Annotated in this window: 19 protein-coding genes and 1 pseudogene; 17 read left to right on the plus strand and 3 right to left on the minus strand. The window is 63.1% G+C overall.

Features of this window, described 5'->3' with window-relative positions; genetic code table 11:
* Window positions 1-178 precede the first annotated feature (178 nt).
* The gene (locus H6P80_RS04490; protein WP_185800123.1) at window positions 179-1105 is read left to right on the plus strand and encodes an aminotransferase class IV; all 927 of its coding nucleotides are present in this window, start codon (window positions 179-181) and stop codon (window positions 1103-1105) included.
* 10 nt (window positions 1106-1115) lie between these two features.
* Complete coding sequence (locus H6P80_RS04495; RefSeq protein ID WP_185800124.1) at window positions 1116-1847, plus strand: sulfotransferase-like domain-containing protein; 732 nt, start codon at window positions 1116-1118, stop codon at window positions 1845-1847.
* Here H6P80_RS04495 and H6P80_RS04500 read toward each other — a convergent pair.
* The 3 genes from H6P80_RS04500 to H6P80_RS04510 form a co-directional block, all read right to left on the minus strand.
* Window positions 1844-2722: an alpha/beta hydrolase gene (locus H6P80_RS04500; protein WP_185800125.1), complete on the minus strand. Its 879-nt coding sequence runs from the start codon at window positions 2720-2722 to the stop codon at window positions 1844-1846. The two genes, H6P80_RS04495 and H6P80_RS04500, sit on opposite strands and share 4 nt — an antisense overlap.
* A 9-nt stretch (window positions 2723-2731) precedes the next feature.
* Window positions 2732-4081, minus strand: coding sequence for a serine hydrolase domain-containing protein (locus H6P80_RS04505; protein WP_185800126.1), 1350 nt, complete (start codon window positions 4079-4081; stop codon window positions 2732-2734).
* 192 nt (window positions 4082-4273) lie between these two features.
* Window positions 4274-4849 carry a uracil-DNA glycosylase family protein gene (locus H6P80_RS04510; protein ID WP_185800127.1) on the minus strand — a complete coding sequence of 192 codons (576 nt, stop codon included), beginning with the start codon at window positions 4847-4849 and terminating at the stop codon, window positions 4274-4276.
* A gap of 315 nt (window positions 4850-5164) precedes the next feature.
* Between H6P80_RS04510 and rpsL the strand changes: the two genes are divergently transcribed.
* The 15 genes and pseudogenes from rpsL to rpsQ all read left to right on the plus strand — a co-directional run.
* On the plus strand, window positions 5165-5536 hold the full coding sequence (gene rpsL, locus H6P80_RS04515) for a 30S ribosomal protein S12 (RefSeq protein ID WP_185800128.1): 372 nt from the start codon (window positions 5165-5167) through the stop codon (window positions 5534-5536).
* 27 nt (window positions 5537-5563) lie between these two features.
* Complete coding sequence (gene rpsG / locus H6P80_RS04520; protein ID WP_185800129.1) at window positions 5564-6034, plus strand: 30S ribosomal protein S7; 471 nt, start codon at window positions 5564-5566, stop codon at window positions 6032-6034.
* A 78-nt stretch (window positions 6035-6112) separates the two neighbouring features.
* The gene (gene fusA / locus H6P80_RS04525) at window positions 6113-8200 is read left to right on the plus strand and encodes an elongation factor G (RefSeq protein ID WP_185800130.1); all 2088 of its coding nucleotides are present in this window, start codon (window positions 6113-6115) and stop codon (window positions 8198-8200) included.
* Between the two features lie 54 nt (window positions 8201-8254).
* On the plus strand, window positions 8255-9445 hold the full coding sequence (gene tuf, locus H6P80_RS04530) for an elongation factor Tu (protein WP_185800131.1): 1191 nt from the start codon (window positions 8255-8257) through the stop codon (window positions 9443-9445).
* A 119-nt stretch (window positions 9446-9564) separates the two neighbouring features.
* Window positions 9565-9876 carry a 30S ribosomal protein S10 gene (gene rpsJ / locus H6P80_RS04535; protein WP_116235891.1) on the plus strand — a complete coding sequence of 104 codons (312 nt, stop codon included), beginning with the start codon at window positions 9565-9567 and terminating at the stop codon, window positions 9874-9876.
* A gap of 202 nt (window positions 9877-10078) precedes the next feature.
* Window positions 10079-10954: a 50S ribosomal protein L3 gene (rplC, locus tag H6P80_RS04540; RefSeq protein WP_185800132.1), complete on the plus strand. Its 876-nt coding sequence runs from the start codon at window positions 10079-10081 to the stop codon at window positions 10952-10954.
* A gap of 3 nt (window positions 10955-10957) precedes the next feature.
* Window positions 10958-11596, plus strand: coding sequence for a 50S ribosomal protein L4 (rplD, locus tag H6P80_RS04545; RefSeq protein WP_185800133.1), 639 nt, complete (start codon window positions 10958-10960; stop codon window positions 11594-11596).
* On the plus strand, window positions 11589-11900 hold the full coding sequence (locus tag H6P80_RS04550; protein WP_185800134.1) for a 50S ribosomal protein L23: 312 nt from the start codon (window positions 11589-11591) through the stop codon (window positions 11898-11900). Before rplD ends, H6P80_RS04550 begins: the two co-directional genes overlap by 8 nt.
* 2 nt (window positions 11901-11902) lie before the next feature.
* The gene (gene rplB / locus H6P80_RS04555; protein WP_185800135.1) at window positions 11903-12742 is read left to right on the plus strand and encodes a 50S ribosomal protein L2; all 840 of its coding nucleotides are present in this window, start codon (window positions 11903-11905) and stop codon (window positions 12740-12742) included.
* 3 nt (window positions 12743-12745) lie between these two features.
* A complete protein-coding gene (gene rpsS / locus H6P80_RS04560) occupies window positions 12746-13018 on the plus strand; it encodes a 30S ribosomal protein S19 (protein WP_185800136.1) in 273 nt (90 codons plus the stop codon).
* A gap of 3 nt (window positions 13019-13021) precedes the next feature.
* Window positions 13022-13399 (plus strand): 50S ribosomal protein L22, encoded by a 378-nt coding sequence (gene rplV / locus H6P80_RS04565; RefSeq protein WP_185800137.1) that lies wholly within the window; start codon window positions 13022-13024, stop codon window positions 13397-13399.
* The gene (gene rpsC / locus H6P80_RS04570) at window positions 13399-14097 is read left to right on the plus strand and encodes a 30S ribosomal protein S3 (RefSeq protein ID WP_185800138.1); all 699 of its coding nucleotides are present in this window, start codon (window positions 13399-13401) and stop codon (window positions 14095-14097) included. Before rplV ends, rpsC begins: the two co-directional genes overlap by 1 nt.
* 24 nt (window positions 14098-14121) lie before the next feature.
* Window positions 14122-14544 carry a 50S ribosomal protein L16 gene (rplP, locus tag H6P80_RS04575; protein WP_185800139.1) on the plus strand — a complete coding sequence of 141 codons (423 nt, stop codon included), beginning with the start codon at window positions 14122-14124 and terminating at the stop codon, window positions 14542-14544.
* Window positions 14545-14556: 12 nt separating this feature from the next.
* Window positions 14557-14769, plus strand: coding sequence for a 50S ribosomal protein L29 (gene rpmC / locus H6P80_RS04580; RefSeq protein WP_185800140.1), 213 nt, complete (start codon window positions 14557-14559; stop codon window positions 14767-14769).
* A 12-nt stretch (window positions 14770-14781) separates the two neighbouring features.
* Window positions 14782-15036: pseudogene (rpsQ, locus tag H6P80_RS04585) on the plus strand (30S ribosomal protein S17); the annotation flags it as partial.
* Window position 15037 lies beyond the last annotated feature (1 nt).

Consider the following 15037-nt stretch of genomic DNA (forward strand, 5'->3'; position numbering starts at 1 on the left):
GTGAATTGAAATTTGTGCAATCGGGCTAACAACAATCTGCTGCGATGGCGAATCTATCGAACCCAAGCACGATGAATCGTGATCGACTCGGGTTGAACCGACCGGAATGGCGGAACTGTGCGATTTGTTAGGGCGAATTTGACTTTGTTCCGCTCAATTGCGCGCTTATAGCCCGCCGATGGCCAAAGGAACACATGACTATCACCAGGACGCGCGCAATGCCGACGTTCTCATCAATATCAACGGGACCAACGTTCCCCGCGCGGAGGCGATGGTCTCGGTGTTCGATTCGGGCTTCATGCTCGGCGACGGCGTTTGGGAGGGGCTGCGCGTCCATCAAGGCAGGATCGTCTTTCTCGATCGTCACATGGACAGGCTCTATGAAGGCGCCAAGGCGATCGACATGGATATCGGAATCGCGCCCGAAGAAATGGAGCGCCGCCTATACGATACGCTGGACGCCAATGGCGACATGGAGGAGGGCGTCCATATCCGCCTGATGGTGACGCGCGGCATCCGCTCGACGCCCTATCAGGATCCCCGCGTCATCATCTCGCCCGCGACGGTGGTGATCGTGCCCGAATATAAGGAGCCACTGCCCGCGACGGTGGAGCAGGGCATTCGCCTTTTCACCGTCCATGTCCGGCGCGGCGATCCCGCGGTCCAGGACCCCAAGCTCAATTCGCATTCCAAGCTCAACTGCATCACCGCCTGCATCCAGGCGACCAAGGCGGGCGCCGACGAAGCGCTGATGCTCGATCCGCACGGCTTTGTCGCGACCTGCAATTCGACCCACTTCTTTATCGTCCGCAAGGGCGAGGTTTGGACGTCGAGCGGCGACTATTGCCTCGGCGGGATCACCCGGGCGACTGTGATCGAGCTGTGCCGCGAGGCCGGCATCCCGGTATTCGAGAAGAATTTCTCGCTGACCGATGTCTATGGCGCCGATGAGGCGTTCGTCACCGGCACCTTCGCAGGATTGGTGCCCGTCACCGATGTCGACGGCCGCAGCCTGACCGCGGCGCGCGGGCCGATGGTCGAGCGGCTGCAGGAACTCTACAAGGCCAAGCTTGCGACCGATGTCGCGGGGCGGGCGAGGCCGTGAGGATATCTGCATGACAGTGCGAATCGCAATGTGGTCGGGGCCGCGCAACATCTCGACCGCGATGATGCGCAGCTTCGGCAGCCGCGGCGATTGCGCCGTGACCGATGAACCCTTTTACGGCGCCTTCCTGAAGGCCAGCGGCGAACCCCAGCCGATGGCCGGGGAAACGATCGCGGCGATGGATTGCGACTGGAACTCTGTCGCCGCGACGATGAGCGGGCCGGTGCCTGGCGGCAAGGCGGTCTGGTATCAGAAGCATATGCCGCACCATATGGTCGGCCCGCTGGCCATTGCCGATTTCCCCGATCATGCGCACGCTTTCCTGATCCGCGAGCCCGAACGGGTCGTCGCCAGCTATGCGGCAAAGAACGAGCTGCGCGGGCCGGACCTGCTCGGCTATGCGAAGCTGCGGGCTTATTTCGAAAGCGAAGCCGATCGGACCGGCAAGGCGCCGCCCGTCATCGACAGTACGGACGTGCTCGTGGATCCCGAAGGCGTGCTCTCGCAGCTTTGCGCCGCGCTCGGCATCGCTTGGAATCCCGCGATGCTGGGCTGGGAGCCTGGCCGGCGGGAGACCGACGGGGCCTGGGCGCCGCACTGGTATGCCAAGGTCGAGGCCAGCACGGGCTTCGCGCCGCCGCCGGGCGATCTTCCGGCGCTCGAACCCGACCAGCAGGCGGTCGCCGATGCCTGTCGCGCTGATTATGAAGCCTTAGCCGCGCATCGCATACTGCCGGGCTAGCGGGGCGCGCAGCGTGCCCGCGTTTCCCAACTCGCATTGCCTTCCAGACGGGTTCCGGCGAGCTGGCCGCTTTCGACCGCGTCTATCCAGCCGGTGACGATCGGTGCGATCAGCCGGAAATTGGGCCGGTGCCTCACCCCGGTGATGATCGAGAGGGTGGCGCCCGAACAGGCCGCGGCAAAAAGCCGCCGGGCGTGGCTGGGCTCGACATAATCGTCGTCCGCGCCGTGGATCAGCAGCAGCGGTTCTTCCACCTGCGCCAGCGCGGCGAGGCTTTTCCATTCGTCGGGGATGAACCATTCGGCGAAGCCCGGCGCGGCGCGCGCGAGATCGCTGAAGGTGGCGAGGGTGATGAGGCCCTCCAACTGTTCGCGCGCGGCAAGCTGGATTGCGACTGCTCCGCCCAGCGAATGGCCGAAGACATATACCCGCCCATTGGGGCCGCCGCGTAGCCTGGCGAGCCGGTAGAAGGCCCGCGCGTCGCGAATCAGCCCGGCCTCGCTGGGCGATCCGGGATTCTCGTTGAAGCCGCGATAAGAGGCGACGAGCACGCCGCGCCCGCTCTCCACCAGCCGCTGGACATAGCCCGCCATCCGCCCCGCATTGTCGCGGCGCCCATGGAGGACGAGAACGATATCGCGATTGTCCGCCGCCGGCGCCCAATAATAGCCGGCGAGATCGAGCCCGTCCTCGGTATGCGCGGTCACGGCTTCGGGGGCGGGGCCCGTCCATTCCGGGGTTGCGACTGGTCCGTCGCCCGGAGCGTAGAGCTGATCGCGTGCGAAATGCGCACAGCCCGATTGTCCACCGACGATCGCCAGGCCGAACAGGGCAGGCAGGGCGTGGCGCCATTTGGGACGGAAGGGGAGGGCCATCGGGGCGCTCTAGGAGGCCGCATCTGAACGGAAGCTTTCGCCGGGCCGCCTGCGGCCCTCGATCATCGGCGGTTGCGCCGGCGCCGTCCGGCCCGTGCCGGGCGCGCCGCCCGGCCCGCCGCTTTCGATCCACTGGGCATCGGGCAGGCCGTAGAGCCGGTCGAAGATATCCATCGGAATACCGAAGGGTCGGCCGGTGTTCGAATTCCACAGCGCCACGACGCCCGACCGCGTTGCGGGATCGATCATGATCACCGCGCGATAGCCGCGCACCGCGCCGCGATGGGCGATCATCCGATGCCCGGCATAATCGTAGATACGCCAGCCGAGCCCGTATTGGCTGTTCGATATGCGGCCCGCATAGCGGCTGTTGCGCCGGTCTTCGCGTTCGGTGCGGACGCGCGCGCTTTGGGTAAGCGCGAGCACCTCGGCAGGCACGATATTCGGGGCGCCGCCCACCTGCACCTGCATCCAGCGGGCAAGGTCGCGGATCGATCCATTGACGCCGCCCGCCGCCGGGATGCGGTAATAGGGTTCGACTGTCGCGATTTCCTCGGCGTTCCCGTCATGGCTGTGCGCCCAGCTTGCGCTTTCGAACAGGCCGCGCCGGGATATCGTTGCCGTCTCCATGCCGAGCGGCACGAGAAGCCGCCGTCGGACGGCTGCCTCGAAGCTGGTGTCGGTAACCCCTTCGACGAGCTCGCTGGCCGCGTCGAAACCGATATTCTGGTAGCGATGGCAAGTGCCCGGCGGGCAGACCGACGGACGCCCGCCCAGCGCGGTGCGCAGTAAGTGCGGATCCTCGCCCGCCTCCAGCCGGTTGTCGAGATTGTTGCGTTCGATGCCGAGACGGTGGGAGAGGATATCGGCGACACTGGCGCGCATCTGGCCCGATCCGGGCAGGCGGAGCGACGGGGCGTAGCGCGAAATCGGCGCGGAAAGATCGACGGTGCCGTCATGGGCGAGCAGCGCGACCATCGTCGCCGAGACGCCTTTCGACAGCGAGGCCCAGCGGAATACGGTGTCGAGCGTGACCGGATCGTTCGAAGCGTTGACGGTTTCGCCATAGCCGCTGGCGAAAACGATCTCGCCATTTTCCATCACCGCGACGGCAAGCCCGACCATCGCCGGATCTTCCATCAGCGATTCGATCCGCCGGTCGATCTCGCGATAGTCGACCAGGCCGGACCGGGCGTCGAAATCGATGATGCGGCCATTTTGTTCGACCGGCGCTGGCTCGGTGGGCGGTACGGCGATCACCTCCGCGACCGCATTTTGCGGCAGACCGATGAACTGCGCCATGACGAGCACACCGAGCGCGACCAAGACCAGGGTAAGGGGCAGGGCGAAACGGTTCATCGTTCGATCCCTATTGCGCGAACTTCCCGAAGGTCGCGCATAGGACGATAGAGAAAAACTCGCCCCTTCCGGGAAGATATTCCGTCGCCGATCGAAGAAAATGGCCCTCTGGCCTCGCTTGCCGCACCCATGCGCCGGAAATGCCAGAAGGTGGCGGGATAGGACAGAGATTTTTGCCGCGGGCCGGGCCGCTTATCGCAGCGCTGCGGCGATCCGGCTCCGGAGATCCGGCAGCAGCTCTTCACCGAACCAGGGATTGCGTTTCAGCCAGATATTGTTGCGCGGGCTGGGATGCGGCAGCGGGATGAGGCTGGGCCCATGATCGCGCCATGTCCGCACGGCCTCTGTGAGCGTCCCCTTATGCTTCTTTATATGCCATCCTTGCGCATACTGCCCGATCGCGAGCGTCAGCCGGAGGTTCGGCAGCCCCGCCAGCAGCTTTTCGCGCCATGTTTCGGCGCAAATCGGCGGCGGCGGCAGATCGCCCGATTTGCCGGTGCCCGGATAGCAGAAGGCCATCGGCAGGATCGCCACCTTTTCGGGATCGTAGAAGGTCGCGCGCGTCACCCCCATCCAGTCGCGCAGCCGCTTGCCGCTGGCGTCGTCGAAGGGAAGGCCGCTCGCCTGCACCTTGCGCCCCGGAGCCTGGCCCGCGATCAGGATGCGCGCCCCGGAATGGTGCTGCACCACGGGCCGGACGGGATCGGGAATCCCGCCCGCGCATAGCCGGCAACGGCGGACCTGGGACAGGAGATCGGGCGAATCCATGGTGCAGGGTTCGATAGCGAAAACCGCCCGGTTACGCCCGGCCAAAAACCGGCATTTTCTTGGCCGACCCCCCATTGACCGGGTGCCGACCCGTCGCTATATCGCCCGCCGTCCCGAGGATCGGTCATGGGTGTTCAGCACCGGACGAGATTCGGCCGAGGGACAAGAGCTTGAACATTGCCATTGGCGTGTATGGGGCCTTGCGGAGCCGCTAGCGGTTGCCGGAAGGCCTTTGTTTGTTTTCCGAACCTTCCTTGCGGGACGGCGAAGCAAAGCGCGCATTTGGCAAAGTAACTTATAAAGGTGAAGGGCTTCATGCCGACGATCAACCAGCTGGTCCGCAAGGGCCGCACGCCGCAAAAGGCGAAATCGAAAGTGCCCGCGATGGAGGCGAACCCGCAGAAGCGGGGCGTTTGCACGCGCGTTTATACCACGACCCCGAAAAAGCCGAACTCGGCTCTGCGTAAAGTTGCGAAGGTTCGCCTGACCAACCAGCGCGAAGTCATCAGCTATATCCCGGGTGAAGGGCATAACCTGCAGGAGCACTCTGTGGTGCTGATCCGTGGCGGTCGCGTTCGCGACCTTCCCGGCGTCCGCTATCACGTGCTGCGCGGCGTTCTCGATACGCAGGGTGTGAAGGACCGCAGGCAGAGCCGTTCGAAATACGGCGCCAAGCGTCCCAAATAATTGATCGTTAGAAGAGGCTTATAAAAAATGGCTCGTCGTCGTCGTCCCGAAAAGCGGGAAATCCTGCCCGATCCCAAATTTGGTGATCAGGTGCTTTCGAAATTCATGAACAACCTGATGTTCGACGGCAAGAAGTCCGTCGCGGAAGGTATCGTCTATGGCGCGCTCGACCAGGTCGAAGCCAAGGCCAAGGTCGATCCGATGCAGGTGTTCCATGACGCGCTGAACAATGTGAAGCCGGGCGTTGAGGTCCGCAGCCGCCGTGTCGGCGGCGCGACCTACCAGGTGCCGGTCGAGGTTCGTCCCGAACGCGCCCAGGCGCTGGCCATCCGCTGGTTGATCTCCGCATCGCGTTCGCGCGGCGAGAAGACAATGGCGGCGCGGCTTTCGTCCGAGCTGATGGATGCAGCGAACAATCGCGGCAATGCCGTGAAGAAGCGCGAAGACACGCACAAGATGGCAGAAGCCAACCGCGCCTTCTCGCACTACCGCTGGTAAAACGGGCGGCTGCGAGAACCGCTGGTAGCACAGACACTGAACTGAATCGGCCGATGGCCGACACTGGAGCAATTTGAAATGGCCCGCGACACTTCGATCGACATGTATCGCAATATCGGCATCATGGCCCACATCGATGCCGGTAAGACGACGACGACCGAACGCATCCTCTACTACACCGGCAAGTCCTACAAGATCGGCGAAGTCCATGACGGCGCCGCGACGATGGACTGGATGGAGCAGGAGCAGGAGCGCGGGATCACGATCACGTCGGCTGCGACCACGACCTTCTGGAAAGATCACCGGATCAACATCATCGACACGCCCGGGCATGTCGACTTCACCATCGAAGTCGAACGCGCGCTGCGCGTGCTCGACGGCGCGGTCGCGGTGTTCGACGGCGTGGCCGGGGTCGAGCCGCAGTCCGAAACGGTGTGGCGCCAGGCGGATCGCTACAAGGTTCCGCGGATGTGCTTCGTCAACAAGCTCGATCGCACGGGCGCGAATTTCGAAATGTGCGTCGACATGATCAAGGACCGGCTCGGCGCGACCGCGCTGGTGCTGACCCTGCCGATCGGCATCGAGGCGGATCTCAAGGGCGTCGTCGATCTGGTCGCCAACAATGCGATCGTCTGGAAGGACGAGGCGCTGGGCGCCGAGTTCGAGATCACGGATATCCCGGCCGATATGGTGGATGCCGCCGCCGCCGCGCGCGAGACGATGATCGAACTCGCCGTCGAGCAGGACGACGACATCATGGAATCCTATCTCGAGGGCAATATCCCCGACGAGGCCACGCTGAAGAAGCTGATCCGCAAGGGTACGCTCGGCCAGAAGTTCGTGCCGGTGCTGTGCGGTTCGGCGTTCAAGAACAAGGGTGTCCAGCCGCTGCTCGACGCGGTGGTCGATTATCTGCCTTCGCCGCTCGACGTTCCCGCGATCAAGGGCGTCAAGCCGCACAATGAAGGCGAGGAAGAGGTCGAGGATACGCGGCCTGCCGACGATGGTGCGCCCTTCTCCGCGCTGGCCTTCAAGATCATGACCGACCCGTTCGTCGGCACGCTGACCTTCTGCCGCATCTATTCGGGTTCGCTGTCGCGCTCCGACCAGGTGCTGAACTCGGTCAAGGAATCGAAGGAAAAGATCGGCCGCATGCTGCTCATGCATGCGAACGACCGCGAAGACATCGAAAACGCCTATGCCGGCGATATCGTCGCCATTGCGGGCCTTAAGGACGTAACGACGGGCGATACGCTGTGCGCATCGAACGCGCCGATCATCCTTGAGCGGATGGATTTCCCCGATCCCGTCATCGAGGTGGCCGTGGAGCCCAAGACCAAGGCCGACCAGGAAAAGATGGGCATCGCGCTCAATCGTCTTGCCGCCGAGGATCCGAGCTTTCGCGTCACGTCCGACGAGGAATCGGGCCAGACGATCATCAAGGGGATGGGCGAGCTCCACCTCGAGATTCTCGTCGATCGCATGAAGCGCGAATTCAAGGTGGACGCCAATGTCGGCGCGCCGCAGGTTGCTTATCGCGAGAGCCTCGCCAAGCCGGTCGAGCTTACCTACACCCATAAGAAACAGTCGGGTGGTTCGGGTCAGTTCGCCGAGGTGAAGGTTGCGGTCACGCCGGGCGAACGCGGCACCGGCATCGAATTTTCGGATTCGGTCAAGGGCGGCAACGTGCCGAAGGAATATATTCCCTCGGTCGAAAAGGGCATGCGCGAAACCGCGGAAACCGGCTGGCTGATCGGCTTCCCGATCATCGATTTCTCGATCGAGCTGCTCGACGGCAAATATCATGACGTCGACTCGTCGGCGCTGGCGTTCGAGATTTGCGGCCGGGCCGCGATGCGCGAAGTGGCGCAGAAGGCAGGCATCAAGCTGCTCGAGCCGGTGATGAAGGTCGAGGTCGTGACGCCCGAGGAATTTATGGGCGACGTGATCGGCGATCTGAACTCCCGTCGCGGGCAGGTTCAGGGCACCGACAGCCGGGGCAATGCGCAGACGGTTGATGCGATCGTCCCCCTTGCCAATATGTTTGGCTACGTTAATGAGCTTCGCTCGTTCTCCCAGGGAAGAGCGCAGTATACGATGCAGTTCTCCCATTACGAGGAGGTGCCGCAACAGGTGGCCGATGAGGTCAAGGCGAAGCTCGCCTAGCCCGTTCGTGGGACTTTGGGTTTTTGAGAGTTTAGAAAACGAGGAAAGACGAAAATGTCGAAGGAAAAATTCGAGCGGAACAAACCGCACTGCAACATCGGCACGATCGGCCATGTCGACCATGGCAAGACGACGCTGACCGCGGCGATCACGAAGGTCCTCGCGGAATCCAGCGGCGGCGTTGCCGTCGATTTCGCCAATATCGACAAGGCGCCCGAAGAGCGCGAGCGCGGCATCACCATTTCGACGGCGCACGTCGAATATGAGACCGAAGCCCGCCACTATGCGCATGTCGATTGCCCGGGCCATGCCGACTATGTGAAGAACATGATCACCGGCGCGGCGCAGATGGACGGCGCGATCCTGGTGGTGAACGCCGCCGACGGCCCCATGCCGCAGACCAAGGAGCATATCCTGCTCGCACGTCAGGTCGGCGTGCCGTCGATCGTCGTCTACATGAACAAGGTCGACCAGGTTGACGACGAAGAGCTGATCGAGCTCGTCGAGCTGGAAATCCGCGAGCTGCTCTCGAGCTACGAATTCCCGGGCGACGATATTCCGATCGTCAAGGGTTCGGCGCTTGCCGCGCTCGAAGGCCGTGACGACGAGATCGGCAAGAACTCGATTCTCGAACTGATGAAGGCTGTCGACGATTATATCCCGCAGCCCGAGCGTCCGCTGGACAAGCCGTTCCTGATGCCGATCGAAGACGTGTTCTCGATTTCGGGTCGCGGTACGGTGGTTACCGGCCGTGTCGAAACCGGCATCGTCAACACGGGCGACGAAGTTGAAATCGTCGGTATCAAGGATACCACGAAGACGACCGTCACCGGCGTTGAAATGTTCCGCAAGCTGCTCGACGAAGGTCGGGCCGGCGACAATATCGGTGCGCTGCTTCGCGGCGTCGAGCGTGAAGGCGTCGAGCGCGGCCAGGTTCTGGCCAAGCCCGGCTCGATCACGCCCCACACCGAATTCGACGCGGAAGTTTACGTGCTGTCGAAGGACGAAGGCGGCCGGCACACGCCGTTCTTCGCCAACTATCGTCCGCAGTTCTACTTCCGTACGACGGACGTTACCGGCGAGATCACGCTGCCCGAGGGCACCGAGATGGTCATGCCCGGCGACAATGTTAAGCTCGGCGTAAAGCTGATCGCTCCGATTGCCATGGACCAGGGCCTGCGCTTCGCCATTCGCGAAGGTGGCCGCACGGTCGGTGCAGGGGTTGTCGGCACCATTACGGCGTAGTATAGGACCCGCAAGCCCGCCCGATTCCCCTCGGGGAGTCGGGCGGCTTGCTTTTTTAAAATTTGGATGATGGCGCCGCCTGGCGGCGAAATCAGGCTCTTTCGCATCGGTAGTTGGACATGGAAACGCAGAATATTCGTATTCGTCTGAAGGCATTCGACCATCGTGTGCTCGATCAGGCAACCGGCGACATCGCCGATACGGCACGCCGTACCGGCGCGCTCATTCGCGGACCCATTCCGATGCCTACGCGAATTGAAAAATTTACGGTGAACCGCGGCCCGCATGTCGACAAGAAGTCGCGCGAGCAGTTCGAGGTTCGTACCTACAAGCGGCTGCTGGATATCGTGCAGCCCACGCCGCAGACGGTCGACGCGCTGATGAAGCTCGATCTGGCCGCCGGCGTCGACGTGGAAATCAAGCTGGCCTAGCCCAGCACTGCCGTCCCTCGGGGCGGTCACTATCGGGATACCGCACGGCTTCGGCCGTGGGCTGCGTCCCCCGTCTTTTTTGCGGCTTGGCCTTCCGGCCAGCCGCAAGAGTTCAGCCCGGACGGGGCGATGCATGGAAAAACTGGGTTGAGGCAAGCCCGTGGCAATTTCGCCATGGGCCTCTGTAGGGAGACGTATTGTGATGCGCAGCGGCGTTATCGCGAAGAAAATGGGCATGACCCGTCTGTTTCAGGCGGACGGCCGGCATGTGCCGGTGACCGTCCTCCAGATGGACAATTGCCAGGTCGTTTCGGTCCGCGAAGCGGAGCGCGACGGCTATACGGCCGTCCAGCTCGGTGCGGGTACGGCCAAGGCCAAGAACGTGTCCAAGCCGGTTCGCGGCCATTTCGCAAAGAACGAAGTCGAGCCCAAGGCTCGCGTGGCGGAATTCCGCGTCGACGAGGATGCTCTGCTTCCGGTCGGCGCGACGCTGACGGCCGATCATTTCGTCGCCGGCCAGCTCGTTGACGTGACCGGCCAGACGCAGGGCAAGGGCTTTGCCGGCGCCATGAAGCGGCATGGCTTTGGCGGCTTGCGCGCCACCCACGGCGTTTCCATCTCGCACCGTTCGCACGGCTCCACCGGTCAGAACCAGGATCCGGGCAAGGTTTTCAAGAACAAGAAGATGGCCGGCCATATGGGCGACCGTCAGCGCACCCAGCAGAATCTGGAAATCGTCCGCACGGACGCCGCGCGCGGCCTGATCTTCATCAAGGGTTCGGTTCCCGGCCACAAGGGTGCCTGGCTGATCATCAACGATGCCGTGAAGGTGCCGCTGCACGCCGACGCGCCGATCCCCGGCGCGCTGCGTCGCAACGCCGACGAAACGGCGACCGAGGAAGCGCCCGCAGGCATGGTGGAAGCCGCTGCCGAGCATGAAGCGGTTGCCGGCCCGACCGACGCCGAGATCGAAGCGGCTGCCGCCGAAGCTCCGGCCGAGGAAGCGCCTGCTGAAGAAACACCCGCCGAAGAAGCTCCGAAAGCTGATGCCGGCGATGACGAGAAGAAGGAGGGCTAGGCCGTGAAGCTCAAGGTTAAAACCCTCGACGGCAAGGCCGTGGCCGGCGCCAAGGGCGAACTCGACGTCAATGACGAGATTTTCGGTCTGGATCCGCGCGCCGACATTCTGCACCGCGTCGTCACCTGGCAGCTCGAAAAGCGTCGCGGCACCGCCCGCGCCGCGCGCGAGCGTTCGGACGTTGCCCGCACCGGCGCCAAATATGGCAAGCAGAAGGGCGGCGGCCGCGCTCGTCATGGCGATCGCCGTGCCCCGATCTTCATCGGCGGCGGCAAGGCCCATGGCCCGCGCAAGCGCGATTTCAATCCGTCGCTGAACAAGAAGATCCGCGCGCTCGGCCTCCGGATGGCTCTCTCGTCCAAGGCCAAGACCGACACGCTGATCGTCGTCGACAGCCTCGACATGAAAGACGCCAAGACCAAGGCGCTTATCGGCCAGTTCGACAAGCTTGGTTTCGGCAAGTCGGCGCTGTTCATCGATGGCGAGGGCGTGAACGACAACTTCCGCAAGGCTTCGGCCAATATCGTCGGCGTCGACGTGCTCCCGGCAATCGGCGCGAACGTCTACGATATCCTCAATCATGAGACGCTGGTGCTGACCCGCGCCGCGGTCGAGCAGCTGGAGGCGCGCTTCAATGGCTAAGAAGAAAGAAGCGGTCGCTCTTGAGCATTACGACGTGATCAAGGGCCCGCACATTACCGAAAAATCGACCCTGCTGGGCGAGCATAATGCCGTCGTGTTCCAGGTCGACAAGGATGCTTCCAAGCCGGCTATCAAGGCCGCGGTGGAGGCCCTGTTCGACGTGAAGGTGACGGGCGTCAACACGCTCATCCAGAAGGGAAAGTCGAAGCGCTGGCGCGGTCGTCCGTATCGCCGCAGCGATTTCAAGAAGGCGGTCGTCACGCTTGCCGATGGCGACTCCATTGATGTGACGACGGGAATTTAGTCATGGCACTCAAATCAGCCAAACCGACGAGCCCGGGCAGGCGCCACCTTGTCATCGTCGACAAGTCGGGCCTGTACAAGGGACGCCCGGTCAAGGCGCTTGTCGAAGGCAAGCGCAAGACCGGTGGCCGCAACAATATGGGTCATGTCACCTCGCGCGGCATGGGCGGCGGCCACAAGCAGAAGTATCGCAAGGTCGACTTCAAGCGGCGTAAATGGGACATGGAAGCGACGGTCGAGCGGATCGAATATGATCCGAACCGGTCGGCGTTCATCGCGCTCATCAAATATACCGATGGCGAGCTTGCCTATATCATCGCGCCGCAGCGGCTCGAAACGGGCGACACCGTCATCGCCGGCGAAAAGACCGACACCAAGCCGGGCAACGCGATGCTGCTCGGCCAGATGCCGGTCGGTACGATCTGCCACAATATCGAGATGCGCCCCGGCAAGGGGGGGCAGATCGCCCGCGCCGCCGGCACCTACGCCCAGCTGGTCGGTCGCGACCGCGGCATGGTGATGGTGCGCCTGAAGTCGGGCGAGCAGCGTTTCGTTCCGGCCGATTGCATGGCGACGGTGGGCGCGGTATCGAACCCCGACAACGCCAACACCTATTTCGCCAAGGCCGGTCGCAATCGCTGGCGCGGCAAGAAGCCGCTGACCCGCGGCGTCGCCAAGAACCCGGTCGATCACCCGCATGGCGGCGGCGAGGGTAAGACGTCCGGTGGCCGTCACCCCGTTTCGCCGACCGGCAAGTCCGCCAAGGGCGGCCGTACCCGCAATCCCAAGGCTGCCTCGAACAAGCTGATTATCCGTTCGCGGCACAAGAAGAAGAAGAGGTAAGCCATGGCCCGTTCCGTCTGGAAAGGTCCGTTTGTCGACCTGCATCTCCTGAAAAAGGCCGAAACGGCCCAGGACGAAAATTCATCGAAGCCGATCAAGACCTGGTCGCGCCGTTCGACGATTCTGCCGCAGTTCGTCGGCCTGACGTTCAACGTCTATAACGGCCGCAAGTTCGTGCCGGTTTCGGTCAACGAGGACATGGTCGGGCACAAGCTCGGCGAGTTCGCGCCGACCCGGTATTTCCCCGGTCACCAGGCCGACAAGAGGGGCAGGTAAGCGATGGGCCAGCAGAAGAACCCCCGCCGCGTTGCCGAGAACGAGGCTTTCGCCGTCGGTTCCGCCATCCGCGGTTCGGCGCAGAAGCTGAATCTCGTCGCCGGTCTGATCCGCGGCAAGAAAGCCGAAGAAGCGCTTAACGTGCTGTCTTTCTCCAAGCGCGCCATGGCGGTGGATGTCCGCAAGGTGCTGCAGTCGGCGATCGCCAATGCGGAGAACAACCACAATCTCGACATCGATGCGCTGGTCATCAGCGAAGCGAGCGTCGGCAAGTCTCTGTCGATGAAGCGCTGGCGTGCCCGCGCCCGTGGGCGTTCGGCCCGGATCGTCAAGCCGTTCAGCCGGATCCGCATCGTCGTCCGCGAAGAGGAAGAAGCCTAATGGGTCATAAGTCCAATCCGATCGGCATGCGCCTCCAGATCAACCGGACCTGGGACAGCCGCTGGTTCGCCGAAGGCCATGAATATGGTCGTCTCCTGATGGAGGATCTCAAGATCCGCAAATACATCATGGAAACGGTGCAGCAGGCCGCGATTTCCAAGGTCGTGATCGAACGTCCGGCAAAGCTTTGCCGCGTCTCGGTCTATGCCGCGCGTCCGGGCGTGATCATCGGCAAGAAGGGCGCCGATATCGAAAAGCTGCGCAAGAAGCTCGGCGAAATGACCGAGAGCGACGTGTCGCTGAACATCGTCGAGATCCGCAAGCCGGAAATCGATGCGCGTCTCGTTGCCCAGTCGGTTGCCGATCAGCTGGAGCGCCGGATCGCGTTCCGCCGCGCCATGAAGCGCGCCGTCCAGTCGGCGCTGCGTCTTGGGGCTGAAGGGATCAAGATCACATGCGGCGGCCGTCTCGGCGGCGCCGAAATCGCGCGCACCGAATGGTATCGCGAAGGCCGCGTGCCGTTGCACACGCTGCGCGCCAATGTCGATTATGCCGAAGTGGCCGCGCACACCGCCTATGGCGTGTGCGGCGTGAAGTGCTGGATCTTCAAGGGTGAGATCATGGGGCACGATCCGACGGCGCAGGACAGGCTGATGGTCGAGGCTCAGACCTCGGGCGTCCGTCCGGCCCAGCGCTAAAGTTTGATTTGAAGGGTTAGCGAGATGCTACAACCGAAACGCACCAAGTTCCGCAAGGCTTTCAAGGGCCGGATCAAGGGCGACGCCAAGGGTGGAACGACGCTGAATTTCGGCGCCTTCGGCCTGAAGGCCATGGAACCGGAACGGATCACCGCGCGCCAGATCGAGGCCGCGCGCCGTGCGATCACGCGCCACATCCGCCGCCAGGGCCGGTTGTGGATCCGCATTTTCCCGGATGTGCCGGTGTCGAAAAAGCCCGCCGAAGTCCGCCAGGGCAAGGGCAAGGGTTCGCCCGAATTCTGGGCGGCCCGGGTGAAGCCCGGCCGGATCCTGTTTGAACTGGACGGTGTTCCCGGCCCGCTTGCGCGTACTGCGTTCCAGCGTGCGGCCGAGAAATTGCCGATCAAGACCAAGGTGGTCGCCCGCCTTGGTGAATCGATTTACTAGGAGGCGCGAGCGATGGCACGGCCAATCGAAGACCTGCGGGTCAAGAATGACGATGAGCTGGCGGCTGATCTTGCCGACCTGAAGCGCGAGCAGTTCAACCTGCGCTTCCAGTCGGCGACCAACCAGCTCGAAAATCCGTCGCGGGTTACGGAAGTCCGCCGGACGATCGCGCGTATCAAGACGCTGCAGGGCGAGCGCGTTCGCGCGGCCGCCGAGCAGGCTTAAGGAGTTATTGTAATGCCGAAGCGCGTGCTGACCGGGATGGTGGTGTCTGACAAGACCAACAAGACGGTCGTGGTGAAGGTCGAACGGAAGGTGAAGCACCCTCTGTATGGCAAGATCATCCGGCTTTCGAAAAAATACCACGCCCATGACGAGAGCAACGAGTTCAAGGCCGGCGAGACGGTCCGGATCGAAGAGACCCGGCCGATTTCCAAGCTGAAGACCTGGAAGGTGCTGGACCGCGTCGACACGCACAAGGCGCCCAAGCATG

Origin of the sequence: Parasphingopyxis marina (assembly GCF_014237875.1) — a bacterium.
Classification (GTDB): domain Bacteria; phylum Pseudomonadota; class Alphaproteobacteria; order Sphingomonadales; family Sphingomonadaceae; genus Parasphingopyxis; species Parasphingopyxis marina.

Excerpts from the sequence above, each read along its gene's own strand:
- H6P80_RS04490 (WP_185800123.1), top strand. The coding sequence starts at position 179 with ATGGCCAAAGGAACACATGACTATCACCAGGACGCGCGCAATGCCGAC.
- H6P80_RS04495 (WP_185800124.1), top strand. The coding sequence starts at position 1,116 with ATGACAGTGCGAATCGCAATGTGGTCGGGGCCGCGCAACATCTCGACC.
- H6P80_RS04500 (WP_185800125.1), bottom strand. The coding sequence starts at position 2,722 with ATGGCCCTCCCCTTCCGTCCCAAATGGCGCCACGCCCTGCCTGCCCTG.
- H6P80_RS04505 (WP_185800126.1), bottom strand. The coding sequence starts at position 4,081 with ATGAACCGTTTCGCCCTGCCCCTTACCCTGGTCTTGGTCGCGCTCGGT.
- H6P80_RS04510 (WP_185800127.1), bottom strand. The coding sequence starts at position 4,849 with ATGGATTCGCCCGATCTCCTGTCCCAGGTCCGCCGTTGCCGGCTATGC.
- rpsL (WP_185800128.1), top strand. The coding sequence starts at position 5,165 with ATGCCGACGATCAACCAGCTGGTCCGCAAGGGCCGCACGCCGCAAAAG.
- rpsG (WP_185800129.1), top strand. The coding sequence starts at position 5,564 with ATGGCTCGTCGTCGTCGTCCCGAAAAGCGGGAAATCCTGCCCGATCCC.
- fusA (WP_185800130.1), top strand. The coding sequence starts at position 6,113 with ATGGCCCGCGACACTTCGATCGACATGTATCGCAATATCGGCATCATG.
- tuf (WP_185800131.1), top strand. The coding sequence starts at position 8,255 with ATGTCGAAGGAAAAATTCGAGCGGAACAAACCGCACTGCAACATCGGC.
- rpsJ (WP_116235891.1), top strand. The coding sequence starts at position 9,565 with ATGGAAACGCAGAATATTCGTATTCGTCTGAAGGCATTCGACCATCGT.
- rplC (WP_185800132.1), top strand. The coding sequence starts at position 10,079 with ATGCGCAGCGGCGTTATCGCGAAGAAAATGGGCATGACCCGTCTGTTT.
- H6P80_RS04550 (WP_185800134.1), top strand. The coding sequence starts at position 11,589 with ATGGCTAAGAAGAAAGAAGCGGTCGCTCTTGAGCATTACGACGTGATC.
- rplB (WP_185800135.1), top strand. The coding sequence starts at position 11,903 with ATGGCACTCAAATCAGCCAAACCGACGAGCCCGGGCAGGCGCCACCTT.
- rpsS (WP_185800136.1), top strand. The coding sequence starts at position 12,746 with ATGGCCCGTTCCGTCTGGAAAGGTCCGTTTGTCGACCTGCATCTCCTG.
- rplV (WP_185800137.1), top strand. The coding sequence starts at position 13,022 with ATGGGCCAGCAGAAGAACCCCCGCCGCGTTGCCGAGAACGAGGCTTTC.
- rpsC (WP_185800138.1), top strand. The coding sequence starts at position 13,399 with ATGGGTCATAAGTCCAATCCGATCGGCATGCGCCTCCAGATCAACCGG.
- rplP (WP_185800139.1), top strand. The coding sequence starts at position 14,122 with ATGCTACAACCGAAACGCACCAAGTTCCGCAAGGCTTTCAAGGGCCGG.
- rpmC (WP_185800140.1), top strand. The coding sequence starts at position 14,557 with ATGGCACGGCCAATCGAAGACCTGCGGGTCAAGAATGACGATGAGCTG.